The organism is Wolbachia endosymbiont of Culex quinquefasciatus Pel, assembly GCF_000073005.1.
Taxonomy (GTDB): Bacteria; Pseudomonadota; Alphaproteobacteria; order Rickettsiales; family Anaplasmataceae; genus Wolbachia.
Genome location: NC_010981.1, coordinates 1,286,309 through 1,311,295, shown reverse-complemented (window position 1 = coordinate 1,311,295; position 24,987 = coordinate 1,286,309). Strand labels below are relative to the sequence as shown.

Genomic DNA, 24,987 nt, shown 5'->3' with positions numbered 1-24,987 from the left:
GCCTATGTCAAAATTTACACAGATGTTAAGTGCTGCCACTAATTCCCAGTTAGTACAATTTGTGTATCTTATTGACATATTTAATTTATTCTGTTACAATTTTTAGTAATTAGGTTGGGGTAAAACAATGAAGAGTTTTAAATGGCTACTTAATCAAGTCAGACTTTCATGGATTAGCTTAATATCAAAAGTAAAGAGCTTTTTTCAAACTAACGATACACATCATCAAACAACTGCTAGCAATGGAAATGATCATACAAGAAAAATAAGTGTAGAAAATACAATAGAGGAGAAAGTTAATGAAGAGGATGTATGGTATGATTCTCTGAAAGAACAAGAGCCAGGTGAAAAAGAAAGAGATCTGGATGAAGAAGAATTTTTTGATGCTATTGAAAATTTGGATGAAGAGGAAGTGAGTGCTAACATAGAAGGAAAAGAGTATGAAAAAAATAAGTACTATAGTCTACAAGATGGTCTACAAGAAAAAAATGAATTTGATCACACAACGCACACTCTTACACTTGCTTTTGAAATTGAAAAGCCATTTCCAGACTCTGACCTTAGTAAATTTAAGTTATGCGAACTTAAGCAAAATGGTGATAAATATACGTTTATCTTAGAAAATGATCAGAAAAGTCGAATAGAATTACACTCTGAATATCTCAATATTTATTTTCCTAAGTATTTTGAGAAACACAGTAAAAAAGGAGCATACACTGAACTTTTTTCTCAAGAAGAAAATGGAATTAGCAATGATATTATCATCCCATTAGAAGTTCCAAAAGAGGTAGGGATACTTACTGAAAAATTCGGTCGGATGAACTTCATAAAAGCAAATATACAATCTCAAATACCAGATTTTCCGGGAGATATAAATCTAAAAGATTGTAAAGATCATGTAAACTTCTATCTTAATTCAAATAATACTATATCTCTTTTTCTAACGTCAGCACCGATAAAATTTGCAGCTAAATTATCAGGTACTCCAACAGAAACAAACTGGCCAATAAAGGATATTCTAGTCAGAGGTAGTTTTATTAATCAGCATATTCCTAGAGTTGAAGAAGCTTATATTGATAAGCATTCTATAGTTGAAGAAGCTTTTGAAGTAGTTAACGTAGAATGTGCATCAGAGCTGAAGATTTCTCAACCTAGCATATAGCCTTATATTCTTTCATCAGCATGATATAATTTTGTGCAGATTGTGTAATATGTTTTATTTCCTCATCTGACATTTTTTTGAAGAATTGTGCTGGCCTGCCAGCCCATACTTCACCACTTTTTATCACTTTTCCATGTGTCACCAGTGAGCCAGCAGCTACCATAGCTCCAGACTCCACAATCGCATGATCCATTATGATAGAGCCCATACCAATAAATGCTTTATCATGCACCGTGCATGCGTGTAATACGCAAAAATGTCCTACCGTCACCATACTACCAATAATCGTATCACCACCTGGGTTTCTATCTACATGAATTACAGTGCCATCTTGAATATTCGTTCCATCGCCTATTTTGATTGATCCAACATCTCCTCTGATCACACAATTAAACCAGATACTCGCATTCCTTCCTATTTCAACGTTACCTATGATACGCACACCATCTGCGATAAAAGAACTTTCATCCATTTTTGGTTCATAATCTTTGTATTTTAAAATTTGATAGCTCATAATTTAAATAAGGTTTAATACATACTTGGGTTCCAGTAGTCAAGTTACTCGGGTAAAGATATTCTTGACTTATGATCCTTATGCTCCTAAAATCTTTATTTTTAGCTCTATTCATAATGTCAGTAACAGTACTTAGTGTACTTCAAATAATATTAGTTGTTGTATTGGTAATTTTAGTGCTCCTGCAGCCACCTGGAAGTAGTTCATTAAGTGGCTTTAGTAATTCACAACAGGGAATGAATTCAATAATTCCGGTAAAGTCTTCTGAAAATCCACTCAGTAGAATAACTTCTATAGTTGCTGGGCTGTTCATTATAAATACACTGTTACTATCAGGATTATGTTCAAAAGATGTACATAAAAAATCAATTGCAGAGAAGATTATATCAGAAAAGAAGCAAGAAGGCCAATCAACTTCTGTTCCATTTGAAAATTAATGAAAGAAACCAAGTTTATCTTTGTTACAGGTGGAGTTGTTTCATCACTTGGTAAGGGTTTAGTTGCTTCAAGTGTGGGAGCACTTCTTCAAGCTCATGGATTCAATGTTCGCATCAGAAAGCTTGACCCATATCTCAACATTGATCCTGGAACAATGAGCCCAGCTCAGCACGGGGAAGTATTTGTTACTGAGGATGGTGCTGAAACTGATTTAGACCTTGGACATTACGAGCGTTTTACTAAAATTAAAGCAACCAAGGACGACAATATAACAACTGGTAAAGTATATAATAAATTATTAAAGAAGGAAAGGTGTGGTGATTATCTAGGCAAAACTGTGCAAATCATTCCTCATGTGACAGATTTAATCAAATCTTTCATTTTTAATGGTACAGAAGATTTAGATTTTGTAATATGCGAAATAGGCGGAACCGTAGGTGATATTGAAAGCCAACCGTTTTTGGAAGCTATACGCCAAGTTAATTATAAACTAGGAAAGCAAAAAGTTATCCTTATTCACTTAACTTTAATACCATATCTCACTGCAGCACAAGAATTAAAGACAAAACCGACACAGCATTCAGTTCGAGAGTTAAACTCTGCGGGGTTACAACCAGATATTATATTATGTCGCAGTGAAAAAGAAATTTCCGATAATCAAAAAGAAAAGATAGCCAATCTTTGCAATGTTTCTTTATCTAACGTAATACCTGCTCCTGATGTAAACCATATATACGAGTTACCGTCCTTGTATAATCAATGTGGGCTCGGGGCACAAATTTTGGATCACTTTCACTTAAGTAAGCCAAAACCAAGCTTACCTGAATGGGACCAAATAGTACACTCTATGAAACATCCAACACAAGAAGTTATCGTTTCCATAGTAGGAAAATATACTGAATTTCCTGACGCATATAAATCACTGATTGAAGCATTAAACCATGGTGCAATTAGTAATAAAGCTAGAGTGAAGATAAATTGGGTCAACTCAAGAGAAGAGAATGGAAAATCTATAGATGCAAAGTTTATCAGAGAAAAATTACAAAGCTCTAATTCAGTCCTTGTTCCAGGAGGATTTGGTGATAATGGAATAGAAGGTAAAATATTAGCAATAAACTATGCCCGTGTAAATAACATTCCTTTTTTAGGAATATGTCTTGGTATGCAGCTTGCAGTGATTGAATTTGCTCGTAACGTTATTAAGCTTGAAGATGTACACTCTGAAGAATTTTATACTTGCAAACACCCAATCATCAAGCTCGCTGATGGTAAGAACGTTGATCTTGGTGGAACCATGAGACTTGGAACATACAAGTGTAATGTAAATCCAAATTCAAAAATGGCAAATGTGTATAGTAGTGTCACTATTTCAGAAAGACACAGACACAGATATATAGTTAATTTAGATTATAAAAATAACTTAGAAGAGAATGGAATGATATGCAGTGGTATATCAGAAGATAAAACATGCATAGAGGCAGTGGAGCTAAAAAATCACTCATGGTTTATTGGTGTGCAATTTCATCCAGAATTTCAATCAAGACCATTTTCTCCTCATCCTCTCTTTACATCATTTATTAAGGCAACTATTGACAATAGAGTTTAATAGAACTTAATAAACTCTATTCTAATAGAGAGGTAAAAATGTTACTAAGAAATAGTAAAGATAGCATTACATATGGATCTGCGACCTTCGAGGAATTGAATAGGCATGTAGAACAAATAATATATAAATTAGAGGAGGATCAAATTATAGAGGATATAATGGAAGAAGTAGTTGTAGCTATAAACGAACTAAAATCGGTAGAAGAAATAAAAAAATATTTAAAGCGAGAAATAGATAGCCTTGTAAAAAGGACAATAGTCCTTAGTGAATTCTATAACCTAGAAAAAATAGAAAAGCCAAGAAAAGAAAATTATATTTACCCAAGCACCTAATGTTTAAGTACCAATACATGGCACTTGCCATAGAGCAAGCAAAACTTGCTCAGAAAGATGGCGAAGTGCCAATAGGTGCTGTAATAGTTAATGGAAACAATATCATCTCCTCTGCACACAATATATCTAATGATCCAACTGCACATGCAGAAATGTTAACAATTAGACAAGCATTTTCAACTTCCACGCTTTATGAAGCTGAAATGTACGTAACGTTAGAGCCGTGCCCGATGTGCGCTCAAGCTATCTCTTTTGCAAAAATTAAACGTCTGTACTTCGGGGCTTACAATCCCAAAGGTGGAGGAGTTGAAAACGGCACTAGAATATTTCAATTCTGTAACCACATACCTGAAGTTTATGGTGGAATATTAGAAACAAAATGTTCTCTTTTGTTAAAAGATTTCTTTGAGAAATTGAGAACTTAGTTTAAGATGTGTGAGATTGTTTCAATATTTTTGGGAGTGTTAAATAAACTGTGTCAAACCGCATTTTTAGTTCAACTCAATTTTCAATCTGCCAGGAAAGAAAACATCAAGTTGAGAGATAGTTAATGCCCAATCATGTACAGGCATCGTCGACTTTTCCTCTACCTTCTTTATAGCACAATATACCTGCTTATACAAGGCATTTATGCTGGTAAATGAGCCTTTGGTCTTAGTGAATTTCCTAATTTGCCTATGTAGCCCCTCTATGGGATTGGTGGTGTAGATTATCCTCCTAACTGGACCAGAATACTTAAAATAACCAGACAAGTTTTCCCAATTATTCTGCCAAGATTTTATAACCATAGGGTACTTTGTGCCCCATTTTTCATCCAATTCCAACAGATAATTCTCGGCAATTTCCTTGCTTGAAGCTTGATATACCTTCTTTAAATCGCTCAAAAAACTCTTCGCATCTTTACTGGCCACATACTTCAGTGAGTTGCGTATCTGATGCACTATACACATCTGCACTTCCGCATTAGGAAAGACACTGTTTATAGCTGCAGGAAAGCTTTTCAGCCCATCAACGCAGGCAATAAGGATATCTTCTACTCCTCTTTCTTTGAGGTCATTTAGCACTCCCAACCAGAAGTTAGCTCCTTCACTTTCAGCCAAATAAAAACCTAATACTTCTTTTTTGCCATTTTGATCTATGCCTAATATGTTATACATGCATTTACTTACGCAATGCCCGTCCTCTTTGACTTTAAAAAACATGCCATCCATGAAAACTATCGGATATACAGACTGCAGCGGGCGACTACGCCATTCGTTGATTACTGGTAGCAATTTGTCAGTAATACTTGATATCTCTGCCGCCGATATTTTGTGATCATAAATTTCCTCAACATGTGACACTATATCTCTATAGCCCATACCACTGGCAAATGTGCTCAAAATCTTCGTTTCAAGCTCTGGATGTAAGTTTGTTTGCCTTTTTTTGACTATTTGTGGTTCGAAACTTCCTTCCCTATCTCTTGGCGTCAAAAGCTCAAATGACCCTGCGCTTGTACGTAAAGTCTTTGCATTCCTCCCATTTCTTCGATTATTCTCTTCGCTTTCGGCCGACAAGTGGTTTTCTATTTCACCTTCCAGGCTTACCTCCAGCAACTTTTTTATAAACGGTGTTAATGCTCCATCTCTTCCTGTCAACGGTCTTCCTTCTCGTATAGACGACAGGATATTTGTTTCTAATTCTTTATAATCTACCAAACCGGTAGTTCTGTTTACTACTTTCTGACTCATTGTCAAACCTCCATTTTTTTATATCAATTTATTACTTTTTTTTCGGTTTGACACAGTTTATTTAACACTCCCATATTTTTTGAGTAAAATCTGTATTATAACTCTTTCGTATATTTGACCAATCTGCTCATGCAACGTACATAAGGGATGTTATTACGATAACTCCGTTGCAGAAAAGTTTACTCAAAAGGGAGCTTCTTATTGATACTTCTCAACGTTCTGTTCAGCAAACTAGAACTTCCATATTTGAATACGTAGAAATTAGATTTCTTGCACTACTGGAATTTAAAGAGTTTCAGCGCGTAACGCTGGAATCTAGATTTTCTTGCTAAATCTCAGACTGGCTGGTTATGCAAACAATCTATTTTTTATCATAAATAACTTAAATATTATATTATAAACTCTGCTAAATTTATTCTCACAACAAAAACTTCTTCTCTACTTTTTTTTGAGTAAGGTCACCAACTCTATTTTTCTACAAAAGTGTTCTCTGAACTAAAAAATCCAGAGAACATTCTCTCTTATATCAACTCATTATCAATGGGAAAAGAACTAACCTCATTATCATAAGAGTAAGGAGTTGTTCTTTGCACATTATCAAAGACAGCTTTTAATAGTACTTCCTTATCACTATCCCATGCAACTTTCTCCATAATTGCATTATAATCTTTACACTTTTGATCATTTCCACAGTCCCTGATTTTACCATTAAGCTTTAGATAAGGCTTTAATGAATTATATTGTACTTGAGTATTATTGCCCTCTTTATCTATCATTTGTCCTGAGGTATTAACAAGTATCAATGGTGCAACTTGTTTTGCTTTCACAATACTTGCTGCACTGGGGTCTTTGATGAGATCAGGACATGATTCTCTAGAAAAAAAATTCTTGTTTAATTCTTTATTAGCATAATCATTGCCAGATTGGCAGAAACTCTTAACCTTCTCGTCCTGACAAGCTAACTCTTGTGGACTATCAATACATTTAAGACATTTCGTATTACCAAAGTTGGCTGCTGAACTAATAGTATCAGTAAAGGCAAATTTAAAATTTACTGCACTATAAATACCCTCTGATCCCTTTTCTATATATGGCAAAATTTTAGAATTACTATATATCTCAGGATAGAGTTCTTTTAATAAATCAGATGTATTAAAACCTTGATAACCTATCTTATTATTCGATTTATACAAATGAGCATGAGGCCCACAAATTCCTGACAGGCTAAGATCTGGTGTTATTTCTCGAGATGTAATTTCTCCACTTTCATTCCCTCCTTCATTGGTAACATGTTTGCCTCTATCATTTTCATTCCCTACCTTAATACTAGGTTTATCTGTACCGATTCTTTTCTCATTTTTACATTCTTCAGCTGCTTTTTTATACCACTCAGTCTCTGCTTTTGCCATGTTAATTTTACACTTTAAAAGTTCTTCTTTTACTCCTTCAATCTTACTCTGCATCACTTCTTCTTTCTCCTGTTCAATTTTGCACCTCAAAACTTCCTCTTTTGCTGCCTCAGCTTCATTCTTAGTTTGTTCTACCTTCTCTCTTTCTTCTTGAACCTGTAATTTTAACTTATCAACTTCTGCTTTTGCTTCATTCTTAGTTTGTTCTACCTTCTCTCTTTCTTCTTGAACCTGTAATTTTAACTTATCAACTTTTGCCTCAGCTTCATTCTTAGTTTGTTCTACCTTCTCTCTTTCTTCTTGAACCTGTAATTTTAACTTATCAACTTTTGCCTCAGCTTCATTCTTAGTTTGTTCTACCTTCTCTCTTTCTTCTTGAACCTGTGACTTTAATTCACTAGCTTCTGCTTCTAATTTTGTAATTTCTCTTTGTGATTCCACAGCATCTTTTTTACACTGTATTAACTTATCTTTTGCCTTCTTAGTTTCATCTCTACAGTCACGAAGTAAATCTTCTTCTGATTTATCATCCTCTTTTTCCGCAACCTGATCTCCTAGATTTTCGACTTGCTCACCCTCTTCACCATAAAAAAGTTTGTTGGCATATAAATTACTATTATTAACTTGATCGCTATAGATATTGTTTGACATTGTGACCTCCTATATAGTCAAAACTGGAATTAAATTAGAGTATAAAAGCTGAGAATTCAACATGGGTAAAAGAAACCACAGTTCAGGAAATCTCAGGTTAACTCAGAAATTATTATAAGCCAAAATGATTAAAAATTTTATAACTTATATTGTAGATCTAGCATAATAACCAACAATTATTCAATTTCCACCTTACTCACCAGCTTGACACAGTCCATCTTTATTCATTAGAGAGCCGTGATTCCTCTACTCTCCAATGATTAATCACTTGTCAGTTTTGAGTGTAGTAGTTGATAGCCTGTACGTAAATACGTTGCTTTTGTCCTTTAGAAATTTTTAGTCTACTATCTTTATCCAGAAAAAAATTGTAAAATTTCTATAGTTATGGTATAATTGTAAATACCGCTTGCAAATAAGCTGAGTATAAAAATGCCGTTCGGACAAATCATTACATATAGCACGATATTACTTACTATAATTGCAGTATTTCTCTTTTTGAGAAAAATATACAAAAATCATATTAGAAAAATTATATTTCCTCTAAAAGTTCTCAAAGAAGAGTGGGAAGAAAATAAAAGATTTAATGAATTGTATCAAAAAAATAAGCAAAAAGAGTTGATGAAACAACAGGAAATGCTAAGGGAGAAACAAAAGAATATGCAAGTTTACAAAGAAGATCTAGAAATAGTTGATATAGCAAAACCGTTAGGTAAATGGACAAAGATGGTTATGATGGGTAATAGTTTAATGAAACATTTTGCACAATTGATACACAGAGAAGGTGATAAGAAAGGATTTTGGGAGCTATTTATAAAAGCTCAGTCTTCAACTAAGGGTAAATATAAAGGAAAAGGCAGATAATCCATGCTTGAATGTAAAAATCTATCCTGTGCTCGTAATAACAAAGTATTATTTAAAAACCTCAATTTTAAAGCTGAGCCAAAATCAAAAATCTTAATCACTGGTCCAAATGGTAGCGGCAAAACCAGCTTAATCAGAAGTTTATCTGGACTCTTACCGCCAGTATCAGGCAATATAAGATACTACGGAAAAGACATATATGATGATCCAAAATCCTTTATATCTTCCATGGTTTACGTAGGACATAAAAACGCCTGTAAAGATAGCTTAACAATTGGTGAAAACATAGAATTCTGGGCAAGAATACGGAACACTAGAGAATCAGTTATGGCAGCTGCTTATTGTTTAGAGTTGCAACCTGTATTTAACATTAGATATGGTGAACTTTCTGCAGGCTGGAAAAGAAGAGTTGCGCTTGCCCGCCTTTTAATTTCTAATGCAAATATCTGGCTGATAGATGAACCTTTCTGTAATCTTGATAGCACAACATGTGAATTAGTATTGAACCTAATCTCAATACGCTCTGAGCAGAACGGTACAGTAATTATTACAGGACATAGCTCTACAGAACAATTGTGTGACTTCAAGACAATCGACATACGTGATTTTAACAGACCTCTTGTATAATTTTTGGCCTTAAAATTAACACATCTCTTTCAAAGGCTCTATATTAAAAATAGAAAGCCCAGAAGCGATTACGTGCGCTAAGGCTTGTACGAGAAACATTCTTGCAGCGGTGAGGTTCAAGTTATCTTCTAGTATGAACCGCATGTTTAAATCACTTTTGCCATACCCCCATAAAACGTGAAACGCTTCTGCAACTTCAAGTAAGTAGAAAGTGATTCTGTGTGGCTCATAGAGCCTTGCCGCTATTTCTACCACATCTGGCCACTTTGCTAAGATTTTTATGAGGAAGAGCTCCCCATCGGTCTTTAAAAGTGAAGGATCTGCTGTTGGGAGCTCTTTTGGAGCATTACGCATTAACGAATGAGCACGGGCGTGCGCATATTGCACATAAAAAATAGGGTTGTCTTTTGATTGTTCTTTAACTTTAGCAAAATCAAAGTCCAAGACCATATCATTCTTGCGTGTCAGCATTATAAAACGAGTGATATCCCTGCCAACTTCCTCCACTACATCTCTTGCTGTTAGGAAGTTTCCTGATCTTTTGGACATCTTAACAGGTTTTTCATTCTCGAAAAAATTCACAATATTATGCAGTTTTACCTCTATTTTTGCTTGATCATCACTGAGCGCAGAGACGACTGCTTTTAGCCTTTTGACATAACCACCGTGGTCACTACCAAGCTCTACGATCATATTGTTAAAACCACGCGATATCTTATCAAAATGGTAAGCGATATCTGAGGCAAAATAAGTCCAACTGCCGTCCTCTTTCTTCAATGCGCGGTCAACATCATCGCCAAATTTTGTAGAGCGAAATAACATTTCTTTTCTGGAAGTCCAATTTTCACTTTCTTTGCCTTTTGGTTTCTCCAGGTACCCTTCATACACTAGACCCTTGTCAGATAATATCTTTATACTCTCTTCGATTTTGCCACGTAGCTCATACTCTGAAGTAAAGACATCATGATTTACTCCAAGCAAGCTCATGTCCTCCTTTATGAGTTCTAAAATAGAACTTAAAGTATATTCTCTAATTATCTGGTTATCTTCCTCTGCTCTAAGCTCCTTGCCATATTTTTTAGCTAATCCCTCTCCTATTGGCTTTAAATATTCACCTGGGTATAAACCCTTTTCAATGCTAATTTTTTCTCCCAGAGCTTCCTTATACCGCAAATATACTGACCGAATTAGCGTATCTATCTGCGCTCCAGCGTCATTGATATAGTACTCCTTAGTAACATTATAGCCAACTTTCTTTAGTAAATTTGCCAGAACATCACCAAACACTGCCCCTCTTGCATGACCAATATGCAGAGGACCTGTTGGATTTGCCGATACAAATTCAACATTGACAGCTTGATTATTTCCAATATTTAGAGTGCCAAACTCTGTTTTTAGCTCATTTATTTGTTTTAAAATCCCATGCCACACTTCTATTTTTAAGTGCATATTGATAAAACCGGGGCTTGCTATTTCCACTTCTGCAACTTCATCAAAAGGTTTAAATTCTCTTGCTAAGATCCCTGCAATCTCAATTGGATTCTTTTTTTCATGCTTTGCAAGCACCATAGCAACATTTGTGTAAATATCACCATGTGCTCTATTGCTTGGAGGTTCCACAATAAAATTTTCTGCACTTGTATTTATGACACCCCTTTGTTTCAACTCATTTAATTTGCTGGAAATTAGAGAGGAAATCTGCTTGAAAATGTTCATTCACTATACTGCTATAAAATCTATAGCAGTATAGCAAATAAGTGGGGCTAGTTGAAGTTATGATTTTCTCTCTACTCTTTGTTTGGTGTAAGGCAACCTTTTCTGGGTCTTTTGAAACCCAGAAAAATTATAGTTTACATTAAGTCGTTGCTGTCACTATAGTGACGGAAAGCCATACTTTCGCTTTCACTAAAATAAGCATTCCCTGTACCTCCATTTTTCTCTTTCTCCAGTTCATTCTTAATACTTTCTTTTAGCTCATTCTTAGTCTTACCACTAATCTCAAACTTAAGACCTTTTTCTAGTTCATTCTTAATATTTTCTATCAGTTCATTTTTAGTCTTATCATCAATCTCAAACTTAAGACTTTTCTCTAGTTCATTCTTAATACTTTCTTTTAGATCATTCTTAGTCTTATCACTAATCTCAAACTTAATACTTTTCTCTAGTTCATTCTTAATATTTTCTTTCAGTTCATTTTTAGTCTTATCATCAATCTCAAACTTAAAACATTTTTTCAGTTCATTCATAGTCCTGTCATTAATCTTACACTTAAGATCTTTACCACATTTATCATGAATCAACTTACTCTTATTGACTTTACAATCATCCAACTTTGTAAACAAATTAACTCTTACCATATCATTTACAAAACATGTATTAGTTGGCATTGGATGAGCATAGGCGCTTTTAAACATAAAATAACTCCATCAATAAATAAATTTATCAAACAATTAAACATAGAATAATGTGTGTACTAACAACCTCAGTTATGGATTAGAAAATAGATAAAAGTATAACTAAGAAGAGGGAAACAGGGTAAACTCGAGTATTTTAGTAATAATAAGAGGTTACCCATGAAGAAAGATATTACAGAACTGTACTGTTGCGTCGAGGATTTTTGTCGTGCGGTAGATGATAATTTTGCAAATAGGTTCTTATCAAACGGCAAAAAACCAACCAGAGTACCAGAAATAGCGCACTCAGAAATTCTAACCATAATCCTGTTATACCATAAATCACCATGTAAAAACTTCAAGGCTTTTTATCTTTGTTATCTTCAGTTATTCTATAGATCAGAGTTTTCAAAGCTGCCTTCATATCACAGATTTATTGCCTTAAAGCCGCGAGTTTTGTGGTATTTAGCATTACTTTTGCAATGGTTCTGTGAACAAGCGAAAATGACCGGCACTTCCTACATCGACACCTCTACGATTGCCGTTTGCCACAAAAAAAGGATCTCTAGGAATAAAGTTTTTAATCATCTAGCAGAAATTAGTAAGAGTACGTATGGTTGGTTTTTTGGCTTCAAGTTGCACTTAGTGATTAACGAAATTGGTGAAATTCAAGCACTTACCCTAACCAAAGGTAACGTTGATGACAGAAAACCTTTACCAACTCTCACTAAAAGACTGACCGGACTTTTGTTTGGAGATAAGGGCTATATAAAGAAAGAGCTTTTTGAGAAACTCTTCGATAGAGGCCTAAAGTTAGTCACTAAAGTAAAAAAAGGTATGAAAAACGCACTAATTTCACTTAAAGAGAAGATTTTATTAAGGAAAAGGTCGATTATTGAGACTGTTTTTGATTCCTTGAAAAACAAATTTGAGATTGAGCATACAAGACATAGATCGCCAACAAATTTCCTAATTCATGTTTTTTCTGTTCTGATTTCCTACTCCATGCAGTCCAAAAAGCCTTCTATTTCTATGCCTTTCTTTATCGGCTAATCCATAACTGAGGTTAACAATACACACATTATATTACTTTTATAGAAAATAAATATTCGAGTCTGCCGCTTGTGTATTGTGATCAGTAGCAAGAACCATGATTATGCTAGAGTTCAATGCATCCACACATTTATCACATTCAGTATTGTCGTAACATTTACCCACAATTTTGCCATCTGAAATCCTAAGGTCATTTCTAGTACTCGCAATAATTTCCCCACATTCCTTAGAACTCATACCTGTTTCATCAGAGGTTTTCAAATTGAGAATCTTATCCGTTCCTGGCAAGGTTGATATTGCAAGCTTTTTTATGTCAAATGGTATCGATTTATCATCATCTTTAGATTCAGGCTTAGGTTCAGGCTTAAGTTCCGGACAAGGTGGACAAGCAGGAGCAGGTGGACAATATGATATTATTATAAGTTAAAACAATTAAAGATTTAATAGTTTTAGTTATCAATCTAGCATAACAACCAACAAGTATGACTCAAATTTTCCTTCAGTTTTTACTATATCTTCACCAATTTTGCATACAGCCCATCTTTACTCATTAGAGAGTCATGAGTTCCTACTTCCTCTACTCTTCCATGATTGATCACTATAATCTTGTCAGTTTTGAGTGCGGTTGATAGTCTGTGTGTGATTATAATTGTTGTTCTGTTTTGCATTAATTTGCTCAGTGCTTTTTGCACTAGGCTTTCACTTTTATAGTCGAGGGCGGAAGTTGCTTCATCCAGTATTAAAACCTGAGGATTTTTCAGTATTGCTCTTGCTATTATAATACGTTGTTTTTGTCCTTCGGAAAGCTTTAGTCCTCTTTTTCCTACAAATGTATCAAATTTATCCGGCAGCTTATCAATAAATTCCATCGCATAAGCGCTGATAGCAGCTCGCCTGACTTCCTCATATTCAGCATCTGGTTTACCATATAGTATATTTTCCATTATTGAGCAAGAAAATATCATGTGATCTTGTGGTACTAAGCCAAACAGCGATCTTAGATCATTTAGCGCAATTGTCTTAATATTCTGTCCATCGATAGTAATACTGCCTTCACTTGGATCGTGAAAACGGAGGAGAAGCTTTAAAATGGTGCTTTTACCACTGCCAGATGGTCCAACAATTGATACTGCTTGACCTGCCTCTATAGAAAATGATACGTTATTTAATGCTGGCTTATCAGCATAAAAAAATGTTACATCGTTAAACGAAATTCCTTTTTGAACACTATTGATCCTTATAGGATTATCATTATCTAATATAGAGCTTTTCATGTTCATAAATTCAAATAAACGCTCTACAATTCCAAGACCTCGTTGCAAATCACTGATGTTATCGCTTAGATTGTTTACAGCCCCTGCAGCAAGTGCTGAATAAAACACAAATGAGGAGAGTTCTCCAATGGTCATATTATTACTTAAGACTTCTTTTATTCCCAAAAAAAGCAAAACAACTAGCGAACCTATCACACACGTGATAACTAGAGTTACTAAAATAGCACGCAAGAGTACTAATTTTACGTATGATTTTGATACTGAGTTTAGATGTTTCTGAAAACGAATTTTTTCATTTTCTTCGAGTACAAACGATTTGATAGTTACTATAGATCTAAAATTTTCCTCACTAAATGATGCAAGCTCACTTAATTTATCCTGAGCAAAGCGTGCATAATTGCGTACTTTTTTCCCAAGTGAAGTCATGACAATGAGCAGTATAGGTATTATTGCAGCTGCATATGCGGTTAGATGTAGATTTGTATACAACAGCATTGCAACACTACCAGTTAGTACCACAAAATTCCTCAATATTGTCAATAAGCTGCTGTTTATTATCGATTGCAATGCAGAGGTATCAGTAATGAGTGCTGAGATAACATCTTGCACACCTGTATTCTCAAAGAAACTTGGTTGTAAATCAGTAATACTGCTATATAAGTCATATCTGATTCTTGCGATAACTTTTTCGCTTCCAATGCCAATGAAATATAACCGAATAAATGCAGTGAGAGAGATGCCTAAAACTATCAGTATTGCAACTAATAGATTAGTAGTAAAATTATGCTCTGCGCCAGAATCAATTATGTTGCTTAAGCCCCTACCAAAAAGAAGAATCGTTAAAGCTGAAAATAGAACTGCAATAAACGCTACGGTAAAATAATGTAAACTAGGTTTTATATAGTAAAATAACTGCTTAATGTTAGATTGCATTTTATTTTAAAGTTAAGTATTTAGCTTCAGGAAAAAGTTACAGCATTAGTCTACAGTGTACTTCCTTAGAACAATACGTTCAAGAAACTTTAGCTTCTGAAGGAAAAACGCTGCGAAATTACAGAAAGTTAGCAAAAAAACTACTGAATAGACCAGAGTTTATTTTGTTCCAATATGTAATGCTACTATTCCATAACTCATATTGTGGAACTCAACATTCTTAAAGCCTACCTCTTCAATTTCCATTTTAAAGTTAGTCTGAGTTGGAAATTCTCTTATGCTTTTTACTAGATATTCATAAGAACCCTTATCTTTAGCAACTATGCTGCCAATTTTAGGAATTACTTTAAATGAGTATAAGTCATAAAATTTGGTGAATATCTCATTTTGATAATGCATAGGGGCAAATTCCAAGCAGACAAATTGTCCATTTTGCTTCAATACCCTATATGCTTCACTTAAAGCCTTTTTACGGTCAGAAAAGTTTCGAATACCAAAAGCTACTGTATAATAATCAAATTCAGAATCTTCAAATGGTAAGCTCTCTGCATTTGCACATACCCAATTGAAATTTAGCTGATTTGAATTTATTGCTTTATCACGCCCTTTGTCCAGCATGTTTTGATTTATATCACATACTGTAACTTGAGCACTTGGTTCACCTCTTGCTATTCTTATAGCTATATCTCCGGTTCCTCCAGCAATATCCAAAACCTTGGAGTTCTTTTTAAAATGCACACTACTTACCATCTTCTCTTTCCATAGCCTGTGCATTCCAAGACTCATTATATCATTCATGATGTCGTAGCAATTTGCTACAGAATCGAAAACCTCTTTAACTAGTTGTGATTTATCCATATTTTATATAGAGATTGCTTACATAATTATTTTAAACTTTAGCAGTTAAATTAATATACTAATGAGAAAAATATACTACAATTAAACATATTTAATCCAGTAAATCATTAGTGTCGACAGCTTTTTCACAAAATATCATCTCTCTTATTATGATATTATCTGTAGCAGTTGTTGATATGGCAACAGACTTATACTCAGTTGCATTGCCAAGTATTGCCAACTATTTTAAGGTGAAAGGTAATATAGCGCAGCTTACGATCAGTTTAAATTTAGTAGGAGTTGCAATATCTGGATTAATTTATGGGCCACTGTCAGACTATTATGGTAGGCGCCTAATAATGCTGATTGGCATGGCAATTTTTACTTTGGCAAGTATTGTATGTTGCATAGCTGATAATATTATACTTTTAATATTAATCCGTTTTATACAAGGAGCAGGAGCTGGTGTTGCAGGCGTTGTCGGATATGCAGCAATCAGGGATATGTACTCAGGTAGTGAATACTCAAGAGTAATCTCAAAGTTAAATATGGTAGTAGCACTTTCACCTGGAATAGCTCCAGTGGTAGGCAGTTATATAATTTCACATGGTTATAGTTGGAAGTTTTTGTTTTTTATCATATCACTTGCCGCAATTATTATGCTCATTTTTATTTACTTGAAGCTACAAGAAACGCTGACCGTAAATAAAAGTAAAGCCAGTATTAATATCTTCAAGCAGTATATATTAATATTTAAGAATTATCGTTTCCTTGGGTTTTCAGCCATTCATGGATTAACTTTCATGTGGCTTTGGGCATACATTGCTAACTACCCGTTCATATTTGAATCAATGGGCGTTGAAGTACAATATTTTGGCTATCTCATATCAATCATAGTTATATTTTACATAATTGGAACTTTAATTAATAGAAGGTACGTACCAAAAATAGGAGTGAGCAAGATGCTAATCATAGGTTTGGTATTACCAATAATATCTGATGGTTTATTGGTATATTTTTATTTCATGAACAAATTGAACGTACTTATTCTTCAAGTTCTTTGGATTCCAAGCAATATAGGACTTGCACTCGTAATCAGCAATAACGTAACTTCTGCTTTAGAAACGGTCAAAAGTATAGGGCTTGGTAGTGCAGTTCTCTCATTTTGCAATATGATGTTTGGGGCTGTTGGAATATACATAGTAGGAAAATTCTTTTCTTATGGCATTTTACCAAATTTACTATTAACAGTTGTATGTTCTATAATTGCAATTCTTATATATAGTTTACTTAAATATACTGAAAAACACGAAGGATAATCATTATTTCTACAACCCAGATTTCATGAATTATTAATTACCTTACTATAGTAATGCAATTTTATAGAGAAGTGTTAAATGAATTATTCAATCAGAAATATAGATGCTGCTTTACTTGATGCTGCTAAAAGAGGTGATCTTAATGAAGCAAAGCGCCTAATAATTGAAGAAGCTGATGTTAATGCATATGATGGATCTCAAGGTAATTCTCTATATTGGGCTGTTAAAAATAATCATTCTTATATAGCAAAAGTTCTATTAGATAATGGAGCAGATTTTATTGCTTATGACTCTTCTCGAGAACGCCACGTGTTAAATAAATACGAAGAAGTAAAAGCTGAGCATTGTAAGGTTTCTCTACATCTGGCTGCCAGACTTGGCGACTTGAAAGCAGTAGAAGACCTATTAAAGAAAGAAGCAAATGTTAATACAAAAAATGATAAAGGACAGACTCCTTTAGATTTAGCTAAGACAGAAGAAATAAAAAATCTATTACAAAGCATAAAAGATGCCAATGACAAATTGCTTGAAGCTGCTAAAAGCGGTAATATTGATGATGTAGAAAATCTGTTAAATAGAGAAGAAAAAGTACAGGTTAACGCAGAAAATGAATTTGAAGAGACCCCTCTACACTTATCTGCTCAAAATGGACATAAAGACGTAGTGGAATTTCTACTCAGCAAAGGAGCAAAAATTGATGCAAAAAATGAATTTGAAGAGACTCCTCTACATTTGGCTGCTCAAAATGGACATAAAGGTGTAGTAGAATTTCTATTCAGTAAAGGAGCAAAGGTTGATGCACAAAGTGATGATCTAAGCACCCCTTTACATTTTGCTGCTAAATATGGACATAAAGACGTAGTAGAATTTCTACTCAGCAAAGGAGCAAAGGTTGATGCACAAAGTGATGATCTAAGTACCCCTTTACATTTTGCTGCTAAAAGTAGATATAAAGATACAGAAAAGATAGTAAAATTTCTACTTGATAAAGGAGCAGACGTTAATGCACAAAATAATGCAGGAGAAACCCCTTTACATTTAATTCTTCAAAAAATAGACCTAGATATAGATACAGATAAATTCTATACTCTACTGAACAAAAAAGGCATCAATGTTAATCTAACAGATAAAAATAAAGAGACTCCTTTGCATTTTTTTTTAAAAAAGAAAGCGATGGAGATACCTGAATTGGACGATCTACTGAAAGTAGAAAGTATCAATGTTAATTTACAAAATATAGATGGAAAGACTCCTTTACACCTGGTAATTGAAAAAAACAACTGGAATACATTGCCTAATGTATCGTGGAGCCGTGAAAAGATGGTCGATATTCTAATAGGAATGAAGGCAAATGTTAATGCAGTAGATAAGGATGAGAGGACTCCTTTACATTGGGCTGCAGGATATGGTAGAAAAGAGATAGTAAAAGCTCTAATAAACGCAGAAGTAAATGTTAACGCAGTAGATAAGGATGAGAGGACTCCTTTACATTGGGCTGCAAACTATGATAGAAAAGAGATAGTAGAAGCTCTAATAAACGCAGAAGCAAATGTTAATGCACAAGATAAATATGGAAAGACTCCTTTAGATTTAGCTAGCACAGAAGAAATAAAAACTCTATTACTAAAACCCCCCAAAAAAATTGATGACAGTATAGCATCAAAAGATAATGAAGTAGGTCAAGAGGAAGATGCTGAGCAAGAAGGTAATGCCCAACTAAGTTTACAAGAACAAGAGGAAGAATCACAGGAGATCAGTGCAGAAGAAGAAAGTGATGTAAAAATTGAAGCTGCTGATAATGGACATCTTCCTTATGCAGAACCTACACAAAATAGAGTATCGACAAATGAAGAGCAACCGAGCTCTTTTTTCGATAATTTGCTTAATATAATTATGAAGCCCTTTTCTTTAATTGCATCATTTTTTGGTGGCTTTTTTTCATGGTTGTTTGGATCTGATGAACCATCAACTGAATATGATCAAATAATTGCACCAAGTAACTCAGGAGGAGAGGAGCTAACAAACTATCAAGAGGGTGACAATAATATTATATAATAGATTTCTTGCATAACTGGCATTCAAAGGAAAATCAGTTGATGTCATGAAAGTAGCTGACACTGGCACCCAGTTAAATTTACGGAGTATAATGGATTCCAGTGTCAAGCACTGGAATGACAAGAAAGGGAGCACTGACTTGAACATTCCCCTGAACAGATACCTTGATACATTAAAGTTTCTAGGTTTGAGTAGTGAAATCCGATTCAGTGTGAAAATTAGCAAACTCCTTTTTAAGCTGTAGAATAAAATTTTTTATTTTAATGAAAAAATTGCTTCCGCATACTCAAGATGCCATTATAATGATGGTAGAGATATTTAGAGAGCTCAAAATTTATCTTGGTCTGCAGACCTTTTAACCAATTTTTCAATAAAAATTCAGCTACATCTGTTGTGTGTACATTCTGAATCTTTTTTATACAGGAGGATTTTATGTCCAGAATTCCAGATATTTGACCTTTACTTTAGCTAACAACAGGCGCCTGTAGTTTTTAGAATTAGTGTTAACACGGTTTTTCTACTTTTTTTTCTTAATGTTTTAACTCAATACACACCATCATCATTTACTGCTTCTAAATATATCATTGCTAAACACACGCAGCTGTGTATTTCTATAGATAACTCATTGCCTAAACTTCGATTAAAGCAAGAATTCTTTCCTGGAAAAGCAAGGTTACTATGGCATAGTTCCCATTTTAATCCTTTAGTTGATATTTGAGCTTTCGGTATACCAAGTAAGGATATTTTAGTATTTTTTAGCAAAGAGGAAAAATAGCTAATACCTTTTTGTAAGGCGTACCCCACCATGGGAGGCGAAGGCATATAAAAGATACTATCTGTACTTAAAAAAAAGTTAATATTTTGTAGTATATGATCAATTGCTCCTCCAATAATACCCGTTACTATTGATGGCAATAACTTTACTGTTTTTAAGTGAGCCATTGCTTTAGAAAAGTCGCAATAATCTTGATCAGGTAGATATACTGTATTTAAGTTAGCACGTAAATTCGGATTTATACTATCCAAATCTCCTATTACAAGATCAGGTTTTACGCCAATTGATAGAAGCTTGTTTGCTCCTCCATCTACAGCAATAACAGGTATATCTTGTTTAAAAAACGATGAATCAGGTATTTCTCCATTTAGCACTACAATAGAGCGATATTCTTGCTCCACGCTACAATGTAGCATATGGTTATAAAACGCTCCGTGCAGTTTTTGCATCGTAGTAACATTTTTGAACAATTGATATTATACTGATCACTAATCCAGCAATATTACTGAGTATCACAAAAGTTAAACCCTGACAAATACCGTAAATAAGCCAAGATGATGAACAAATAAGATAATTCACCAACATTAGCATCGATATGTCACGAGTAAGTTTTGTGATATATGCTCTATATACTTGAGGCAATAACCCAATGAGAGATGTAATGAACGCGATGAAGCCAAAGCATTCTTCAATATTTATATACATACATTTTCCTACGTTTGTTTTAACAAGAGTCAGGTTCAAAGGGTTGTACTTTATGTACTCTCAGCTTTTTTAGAGCACCCCTAATGCGTGTAATTTATAACATCATTTAGTCTATTAATCAAGAAATTAACAGTGACTTGCATTCATGAAACCCAATCGGCTTCTATGCTAATTATTATCCAAACTAATAGTCGGCTGTGCATCCTGCTCAGAGATCAGAGCAACTAGCAAATTGTTTATCAATTGAACCTTTTGTTTTCCATCCAATTGTAAGCTTTTATTTTTTTCAAAATGGGCTATTACTTCTTCGATAATTCCTATTGCATTTTGCACTATATGCTTTCTTGCAGAGGTGATGGCATGCGCTTGTTGACGCCTCAGCATTGCTTGTGCAATCTCAGATGAATAGGCCAAATGCGATATTCTTGCTTCTGCAATTTCAATTCCAGCAATATTCAATCTTTGTTGTAGCATTGACCGCAATTCATTTGAAATTTTGTCAGAGTTTTTACGCAAAGATTCTTCATCGTTTTCGCTATCATACGGATAATTACTTGCCAGTTCTCTAATTACCGAGTCACTTTGCACAAAAACAAAATCATGATAATTATTAACATTATAATATGCCTTCGCAGGACTGCTCACTCTCCAAACAATTACTACTGAAATCTCTATCGGACTTCCATTAGCATCATTAACTTTAATTTTTTCTGTATTGATATTCTGAAATTTCAAAGAAACTCTATATTTACTCGAAAATGGAAGCGTTACGCATATTCCAGACTTAAAATAAGTTCCAATATAATGACCAAAAAACTCTATCACTCTTGCTTCATTAGGGTCATTAACGAAAAGTGCCTGAAGAAAAGTCAAAATTGAAACAGCAGCAACTCCAAGTGCAATTGTGCTGTCATACACAAAAAGTACCAATAAAATTAACCCTAGCGCTATTAGTACAGGAAAAGCCTGAATTTTACTTAGATTTCTATCATTTATTGTATTTTTATCTGTACTGTTTTCATCAGATTGCTTTTTCACTTGCACCCTCTCTGCTGATTATTTCATCTACCTTACTTACAAATAATTTAAACTCTCTTAATTCACAATCAGGCAACTTTATCTCATTGCCATGAGCTATCGTAAGCGGATCAATATGTTTACCATTATATATAACTTCATAATGTAAATGAGGTCCTGTTGCAACACCAGTGCTGCCAACATAAGCAATGATTTGTCCCTGCTTTACTTTAGAGCCTAACTTTACATCGCTACTAAATTTGCTTATATGTGCGTAACAAGTTGAATATTTATTGTTGTGCTTTATTTTGATGTAATTCCCATAGCCACCATTCTTTCCTATATATTCTATTACACCTTCTGCAGTGGCGTGTATAGGAGTGCCAAGTTTAGCTGCATAATCTACTCCTTTATGAAAAGCAATTTTACCATGAATGGGATGCTTTCTATTACCAAAATTCGAGGATATACGAAAATCTCCGTTTAAAGGACTTACAAAAATTTCGCTACTCTTCAAGCTTACCCCCTCTTTATTAAAATACTCTTCTTTGCTGTTTTGTGACTCATAATAATATAAACTTATAGCTTTATTGCTTGTTGTGAGTGAAGTATATAAAATTTTTTCTTCAGCCTTCTGATTACCGAGCGATTTCTCAAAAAGAACCTCCAACTTACCTTTTGGCACAATGTCTTTTTTAAAATCTACACCATAATCTTTATATATGCCGATTAATCTCATTATTGTATCTGGCGCCAAACCTTCTGCATCAAAAAAAGAGGATTTTATGTCACTGGATATGAATAACAACTTTCTATCACTTTCTGTAGATTTTTTTTTCCTGATCCCGTCTTGGAATAACACTGGAGAGTGGGTTAGTGTCATTCCAGTGCTTGACCAGTTTTTTAATCGAAAATGTTGTATAGCGTGCTGTTTACAATCAATTTCCAGTGTCTGGGCACTGGAATGACAATAGTCTTTCTGCGCAAATGTTTCAGTTGCATATGCTGGTAAAATACAAAGCAGTAGAAATATTACCAGCCTCATAGTTTATCAGCAAAAATAAAATTACCTTCAACATACTGCACATCATCATTATCTTCTAGCTCTTCAACTAATATAGATAATTTATCAATTAATTCTTTGTCGCTAACTTCAATCAGGTCCTTTGGTTGCCATGAAAGACGAGCAAGTTCTGGTTCTCCAAATTTTGTATAGAAAGCATCACGCACTCTACCAAAATCTTTCACTCCACAAGTTATAACATATAATTCTTCCTTGTTATTTTCCTCAACATTCAATACTTCTAATTCAATTCCATAGTTAAATAAATCTTCAAAATTTATACCCTCTGCTTTATAGACAATTAAGCCTACATGATCGAAAAGGTAACTCACACATCCTGTTTCTCCCAAATTACCGCCTTTGCGAGAAAAGATATAACGTATCTCAGAAGCAGTTCGGTTGCGATTATTTGTCAGAGCATGGACAATAAGTGCAGCACCAGAAGGTCCGCAGCCTTCATATTGTATTTCTTCATAACTTTCTCCAGCAACGTTACCAGCTGCATTTTTTATTGCTGTTTCTATTTTATCTTTTGGTAGATTTTCCTTTCGCGCAGAAAAGATAGCAGAGCGAAGACGTGGATTAAGCTCGGGATCAGTTAGCCCTTGTTTTGCAGCAACTGTTATTTCCCTAATGAGCTTCGTAAATTTTTGCGAGCGCTTTGCATCCTGAGCACCTTTTCGATGTTTTATATTTGAAAACTGTGAATGACCAGCCATAAGAAAACTAATTCACCCCTTCTACTAACATATTTTCATACTGCTCAGCTTCTAAGTCAAGGCCAAGAGCTAAGTGAGCTGTTATTAAATAACTAATAACTCTAGAAGAATATTTAGAATCTTTATTGCTTATCATATCTTGAAAACGCTTAATTGCTGCTAAATATTCACCACGCTTTAGGTAAAATTCACCAATAGAATACTCTTTTTTTGATATATGTTCTGTGATTAATTTTTCTTTTTCTTTGATCTCTTCTATATATTCGCTATTCGGAAAAAGATTAATATATTCAGTAGCTAGCTCTAAAGTTTTATATGCAATTTGTTGCCCAAGCTGCACTTTATTAATTTGCATGTAATAAGATAATACTCTTAAGTAATATACATATGGCAAATCTTCACCATTTGGATAAACGTATATATAATCATCCATATCACTTGCAGCACTGCTGTAGTTACCCATATTATAGTAAGAAACTCCAGATAATAATTTTGCTTTCATTGCCCAATAAGATAAAGGATACAAATCCTCTATCTTTTGAAATGCTCTAATAGCTTGCTTATATTTTTTCTGATCATAAAGCTTAACTGCCTCCTCATATAGTTCAGTTTCAGTGTGTTCAAGATCATTCGCATATAACTGCGTGAAGGGGCAAGTCAGAAGAAAAAAGCATATGATTAAAGTCTTATACATAAGATTTTTTTTGATCAAAATAAAGTATAGACTAAATATTACCTAAATAAACAAATTTTTGGCATTATCATCGAACGAAAAGCGTCTCTTGGCCACCATTACCTATATTGCTCGCACCACCACCTATTGCAACACCCTTTCCACTCACTTCTACGTTCTCTAGCTTTCTACTATAAGAATGTGTGATCAATCCACTTCCTACCATCAAAAGAGCAATACCTACCAGACCTAAAGCAGGCCCAACAGCAGATGATGCTAATGCTACTCCAGAAATCAATATTATTTTCCTGATTAGTAATAAAGAAGAACCAGCGAGCATTAACTTAGCTGAAGACATATTGCTTGTCTTTTTTTCAAACTTCTCATCAAAGTCTTGCTCTTTTTCTACTTCATATTTTTTACTTTTCTTGTACTCGCGATAGCAGAAAGTAGCACTCGCTACAAAGTAAAATAGACTAGAAATTGAAAAAGCTACGTCTCCTATTATTCCTTGCTCCAATGCTTCACCTACTATGCTAGCCACAATAACTAATGTAACTAAAGCAGCATCAGCATAGTTAAAGTAATCATCAACGGTACAAGGAAGGTCTCTCTTTTCTTTTTCTACTGTTTTCCCACTTTCAATATTCTCCAATTCTCGTTCTTTTTGTGCTATTTTTCTATTATTATAAATTAAATATAGCGTGCAAATAAGGGATAAGACTGTGAAAGGTAATATAGTATGGCCTAATGAGCTGCTTATAAGGCCAAGTAATACCTGATCGCTACATGTTTTTTCGAGCTCAATTGCCATCAATAATGCAAATGGAACCATTGTTAC

25 protein-coding genes, 1 pseudogene and 1 riboswitch are annotated in these 24,987 nt (G+C 34.2%); of the genes and pseudogenes, 11 read left to right on the top strand and 15 right to left on the bottom strand.

Features of this window, described 5'->3' with window-relative positions; all coding sequences use genetic code 11:
- Positions 1–127 precede the first annotated feature (127 nt).
- Positions 128–1,162: a hypothetical protein gene (locus WP_RS06190; RefSeq protein ID WP_007302595.1), complete on the top strand. Its 1,035-nt coding sequence runs from the start codon at positions 128–130 to the stop codon at positions 1,160–1,162.
- Here the strand turns inward: WP_RS06190 and WP_RS06185 are convergent.
- A complete protein-coding gene (locus tag WP_RS06185) occupies positions 1,152–1,676 on the bottom strand; it encodes a gamma carbonic anhydrase family protein (RefSeq protein ID WP_007302594.1) in 525 nt (174 codons plus the stop codon). The two genes, WP_RS06190 and WP_RS06185, sit on opposite strands and share 11 nt — an antisense overlap.
- A gap of 116 nt (positions 1,677–1,792) precedes the next feature.
- On the opposite strand from WP_RS06185, the gene secG reads away from it, so the two are divergent.
- The 4 genes from secG to WP_RS06165 are packed head-to-tail and all read left to right on the top strand — an operon-like array spanning position 1,793 to position 4,477.
- Entirely contained in the window at positions 1,793–2,113 is a 321-nt protein-coding gene (secG, locus tag WP_RS06180; protein WP_007302593.1) for a preprotein translocase subunit SecG, read from the top strand.
- The gene (locus tag WP_RS06175) at positions 2,113–3,720 is read left to right on the top strand and encodes a CTP synthase (RefSeq protein WP_007302592.1); all 1,608 of its coding nucleotides are present in this window, start codon (positions 2,113–2,115) and stop codon (positions 3,718–3,720) included. Before secG ends, WP_RS06175 begins: the two co-directional genes overlap by 1 nt.
- Before the next feature lie 38 nt (positions 3,721–3,758).
- Entirely contained in the window at positions 3,759–4,052 is a 294-nt protein-coding gene (locus WP_RS06170) for a hypothetical protein (RefSeq protein ID WP_007302591.1), read from the top strand.
- Between the two features lie 17 nt (positions 4,053–4,069).
- Positions 4,070–4,477 carry a nucleoside deaminase gene (locus WP_RS06165; RefSeq protein WP_007302590.1) on the top strand — a complete coding sequence of 136 codons (408 nt, stop codon included), beginning with the start codon at positions 4,070–4,072 and terminating at the stop codon, positions 4,475–4,477.
- Positions 4,478–4,543: 66 nt separating this feature from the next.
- Here the strand turns inward: WP_RS06165 and WP_RS06160 are convergent, their stop codons facing one another.
- The gene (locus WP_RS06160; RefSeq protein ID WP_007301911.1) at positions 4,544–5,782 is read right to left on the bottom strand and encodes an IS256-like element ISWpi15 family transposase; all 1,239 of its coding nucleotides are present in this window, start codon (positions 5,780–5,782) and stop codon (positions 4,544–4,546) included.
- Positions 5,783–5,903: 121 nt separating this feature from the next.
- On the opposite strand from WP_RS06160, the pseudogene WP_RS07995 reads away from it, so the two are divergent.
- A pseudogene (locus tag WP_RS07995) lies at positions 5,904–6,045 on the top strand (IS3 family transposase); the annotation flags it as partial.
- A 258-nt stretch (positions 6,046–6,303) separates the two neighbouring features.
- On the opposite strand, the gene WP_RS06155 reads toward WP_RS07995, so the two are convergent.
- The gene (locus WP_RS06155; RefSeq protein ID WP_012482015.1) at positions 6,304–7,842 is read right to left on the bottom strand and encodes a hypothetical protein; all 1,539 of its coding nucleotides are present in this window, start codon (positions 7,840–7,842) and stop codon (positions 6,304–6,306) included.
- A gap of 429 nt (positions 7,843–8,271) precedes the next feature.
- Here WP_RS06155 and WP_RS06150 point away from each other — a divergent pair, with 429 nt between their 5' ends.
- Together WP_RS06150 and ccmA are read left to right on the top strand one after the other, a co-directional pair.
- Positions 8,272–8,703, top strand: coding sequence for a hypothetical protein (locus tag WP_RS06150; RefSeq protein ID WP_007302588.1), 432 nt, complete (start codon positions 8,272–8,274; stop codon positions 8,701–8,703).
- 3 nt (positions 8,704–8,706) lie between these two features.
- Positions 8,707–9,330: a heme ABC exporter ATP-binding protein CcmA gene (ccmA, locus tag WP_RS06145; RefSeq protein WP_007302587.1), complete on the top strand. Its 624-nt coding sequence runs from the start codon at positions 8,707–8,709 to the stop codon at positions 9,328–9,330.
- A 15-nt stretch (positions 9,331–9,345) separates the two neighbouring features.
- Here ccmA and argS read toward each other — a convergent pair whose 3' ends face one another.
- Together argS and WP_RS06135 are read right to left on the bottom strand one after the other, a co-directional pair.
- The gene (gene argS, locus WP_RS06140; protein ID WP_007302586.1) at positions 9,346–11,046 is read right to left on the bottom strand and encodes an arginine--tRNA ligase; all 1,701 of its coding nucleotides are present in this window, start codon (positions 11,044–11,046) and stop codon (positions 9,346–9,348) included.
- Between the two features lie 134 nt (positions 11,047–11,180).
- Positions 11,181–11,744 carry a hypothetical protein gene (locus WP_RS06135; RefSeq protein WP_006012452.1) on the bottom strand — a complete coding sequence of 188 codons (564 nt, stop codon included), beginning with the start codon at positions 11,742–11,744 and terminating at the stop codon, positions 11,181–11,183.
- Between the two features lie 159 nt (positions 11,745–11,903).
- On the opposite strand from WP_RS06135, the gene WP_RS06130 reads away from it, so the two are divergent.
- Positions 11,904–12,776 carry an IS982-like element ISWpi16 family transposase gene (locus WP_RS06130; protein WP_007301954.1) on the top strand — a complete coding sequence of 291 codons (873 nt, stop codon included), beginning with the start codon at positions 11,904–11,906 and terminating at the stop codon, positions 12,774–12,776.
- Between the two features lie 39 nt (positions 12,777–12,815).
- On the opposite strand, the gene WP_RS06125 is transcribed toward WP_RS06130, so the two are convergent.
- From WP_RS06125 to ubiE, 3 genes are all read right to left on the bottom strand, one after another.
- Positions 12,816–13,013 (bottom strand): hypothetical protein, encoded by a 198-nt coding sequence (locus WP_RS06125; RefSeq protein WP_230609140.1) that lies wholly within the window; start codon positions 13,011–13,013, stop codon positions 12,816–12,818.
- Positions 13,014–13,285: 272 nt separating this feature from the next.
- Positions 13,286–14,983: an ABC transporter ATP-binding protein gene (locus tag WP_RS06120; protein WP_007302584.1), complete on the bottom strand. Its 1,698-nt coding sequence runs from the start codon at positions 14,981–14,983 to the stop codon at positions 13,286–13,288.
- A 159-nt stretch (positions 14,984–15,142) separates the two neighbouring features.
- Positions 15,143–15,841, bottom strand: a complete 699-nt coding sequence (gene ubiE / locus WP_RS06115; RefSeq protein ID WP_006012444.1) for a bifunctional demethylmenaquinone methyltransferase/2-methoxy-6-polyprenyl-1,4-benzoquinol methylase UbiE — start codon at positions 15,839–15,841, stop codon at positions 15,143–15,145.
- A 149-nt stretch (positions 15,842–15,990) separates the two neighbouring features.
- On the opposite strand from ubiE, the gene WP_RS06110 reads away from it, so the two are divergent.
- Entirely contained in the window at positions 15,991–17,139 is a 1,149-nt protein-coding gene (locus tag WP_RS06110) for a Bcr/CflA family efflux MFS transporter (protein ID WP_019236941.1), read from the top strand.
- Positions 17,140–17,217: 78 nt separating this feature from the next.
- The gene (locus WP_RS06105) at positions 17,218–19,194 is read left to right on the top strand and encodes an ankyrin repeat domain-containing protein (protein WP_007302582.1); all 1,977 of its coding nucleotides are present in this window, start codon (positions 17,218–17,220) and stop codon (positions 19,192–19,194) included.
- A 543-nt stretch (positions 19,195–19,737) separates the two neighbouring features.
- On the opposite strand, the gene WP_RS06095 is transcribed toward WP_RS06105, so the two are convergent.
- The 7 genes from WP_RS06095 to WP_RS06070 all read right to left on the bottom strand — a co-directional run bounded on the left by WP_RS06095 (position 19,738) and on the right by WP_RS06070 (position 24,981).
- A complete protein-coding gene (locus WP_RS06095; RefSeq protein WP_019078558.1) occupies positions 19,738–20,418 on the bottom strand; it encodes a thiamine diphosphokinase in 681 nt (226 codons plus the stop codon).
- Positions 20,390–20,674, bottom strand: coding sequence for a SemiSWEET family sugar transporter (locus tag WP_RS07240; RefSeq protein WP_010404806.1), 285 nt, complete (start codon positions 20,672–20,674; stop codon positions 20,390–20,392). Before WP_RS07240 ends, WP_RS06095 begins: the two co-directional genes overlap by 29 nt.
- A riboswitch (TPP riboswitch) is annotated at positions 20,663–20,766 on the bottom strand. Its footprint overlaps the gene before it by 12 nt.
- A 76-nt stretch (positions 20,767–20,842) precedes the next feature.
- The gene (locus WP_RS06090; protein ID WP_007302580.1) at positions 20,843–21,712 is read right to left on the bottom strand and encodes an SPFH domain-containing protein; all 870 of its coding nucleotides are present in this window, start codon (positions 21,710–21,712) and stop codon (positions 20,843–20,845) included.
- The gene (locus WP_RS06085) at positions 21,696–22,736 is read right to left on the bottom strand and encodes a M23 family metallopeptidase (protein ID WP_012482011.1); all 1,041 of its coding nucleotides are present in this window, start codon (positions 22,734–22,736) and stop codon (positions 21,696–21,698) included. Before WP_RS06085 ends, WP_RS06090 begins: the two co-directional genes overlap by 17 nt.
- The gene (locus WP_RS06080; protein WP_007302578.1) at positions 22,733–23,473 is read right to left on the bottom strand and encodes a YebC/PmpR family DNA-binding transcriptional regulator; all 741 of its coding nucleotides are present in this window, start codon (positions 23,471–23,473) and stop codon (positions 22,733–22,735) included. The genes WP_RS06085 and WP_RS06080 overlap by 4 nt, the downstream gene beginning before the upstream one ends.
- A 7-nt stretch (positions 23,474–23,480) precedes the next feature.
- Positions 23,481–24,167, bottom strand: coding sequence for an outer membrane protein assembly factor BamD (gene bamD / locus WP_RS06075; RefSeq protein WP_007302577.1), 687 nt, complete (start codon positions 24,165–24,167; stop codon positions 23,481–23,483).
- A gap of 67 nt (positions 24,168–24,234) precedes the next feature.
- The gene (locus WP_RS06070; protein WP_231834406.1) at positions 24,235–24,981 is read right to left on the bottom strand and encodes a hypothetical protein; all 747 of its coding nucleotides are present in this window, start codon (positions 24,979–24,981) and stop codon (positions 24,235–24,237) included.
- Between the last annotated feature and the right edge of the window lie 6 nt (positions 24,982–24,987).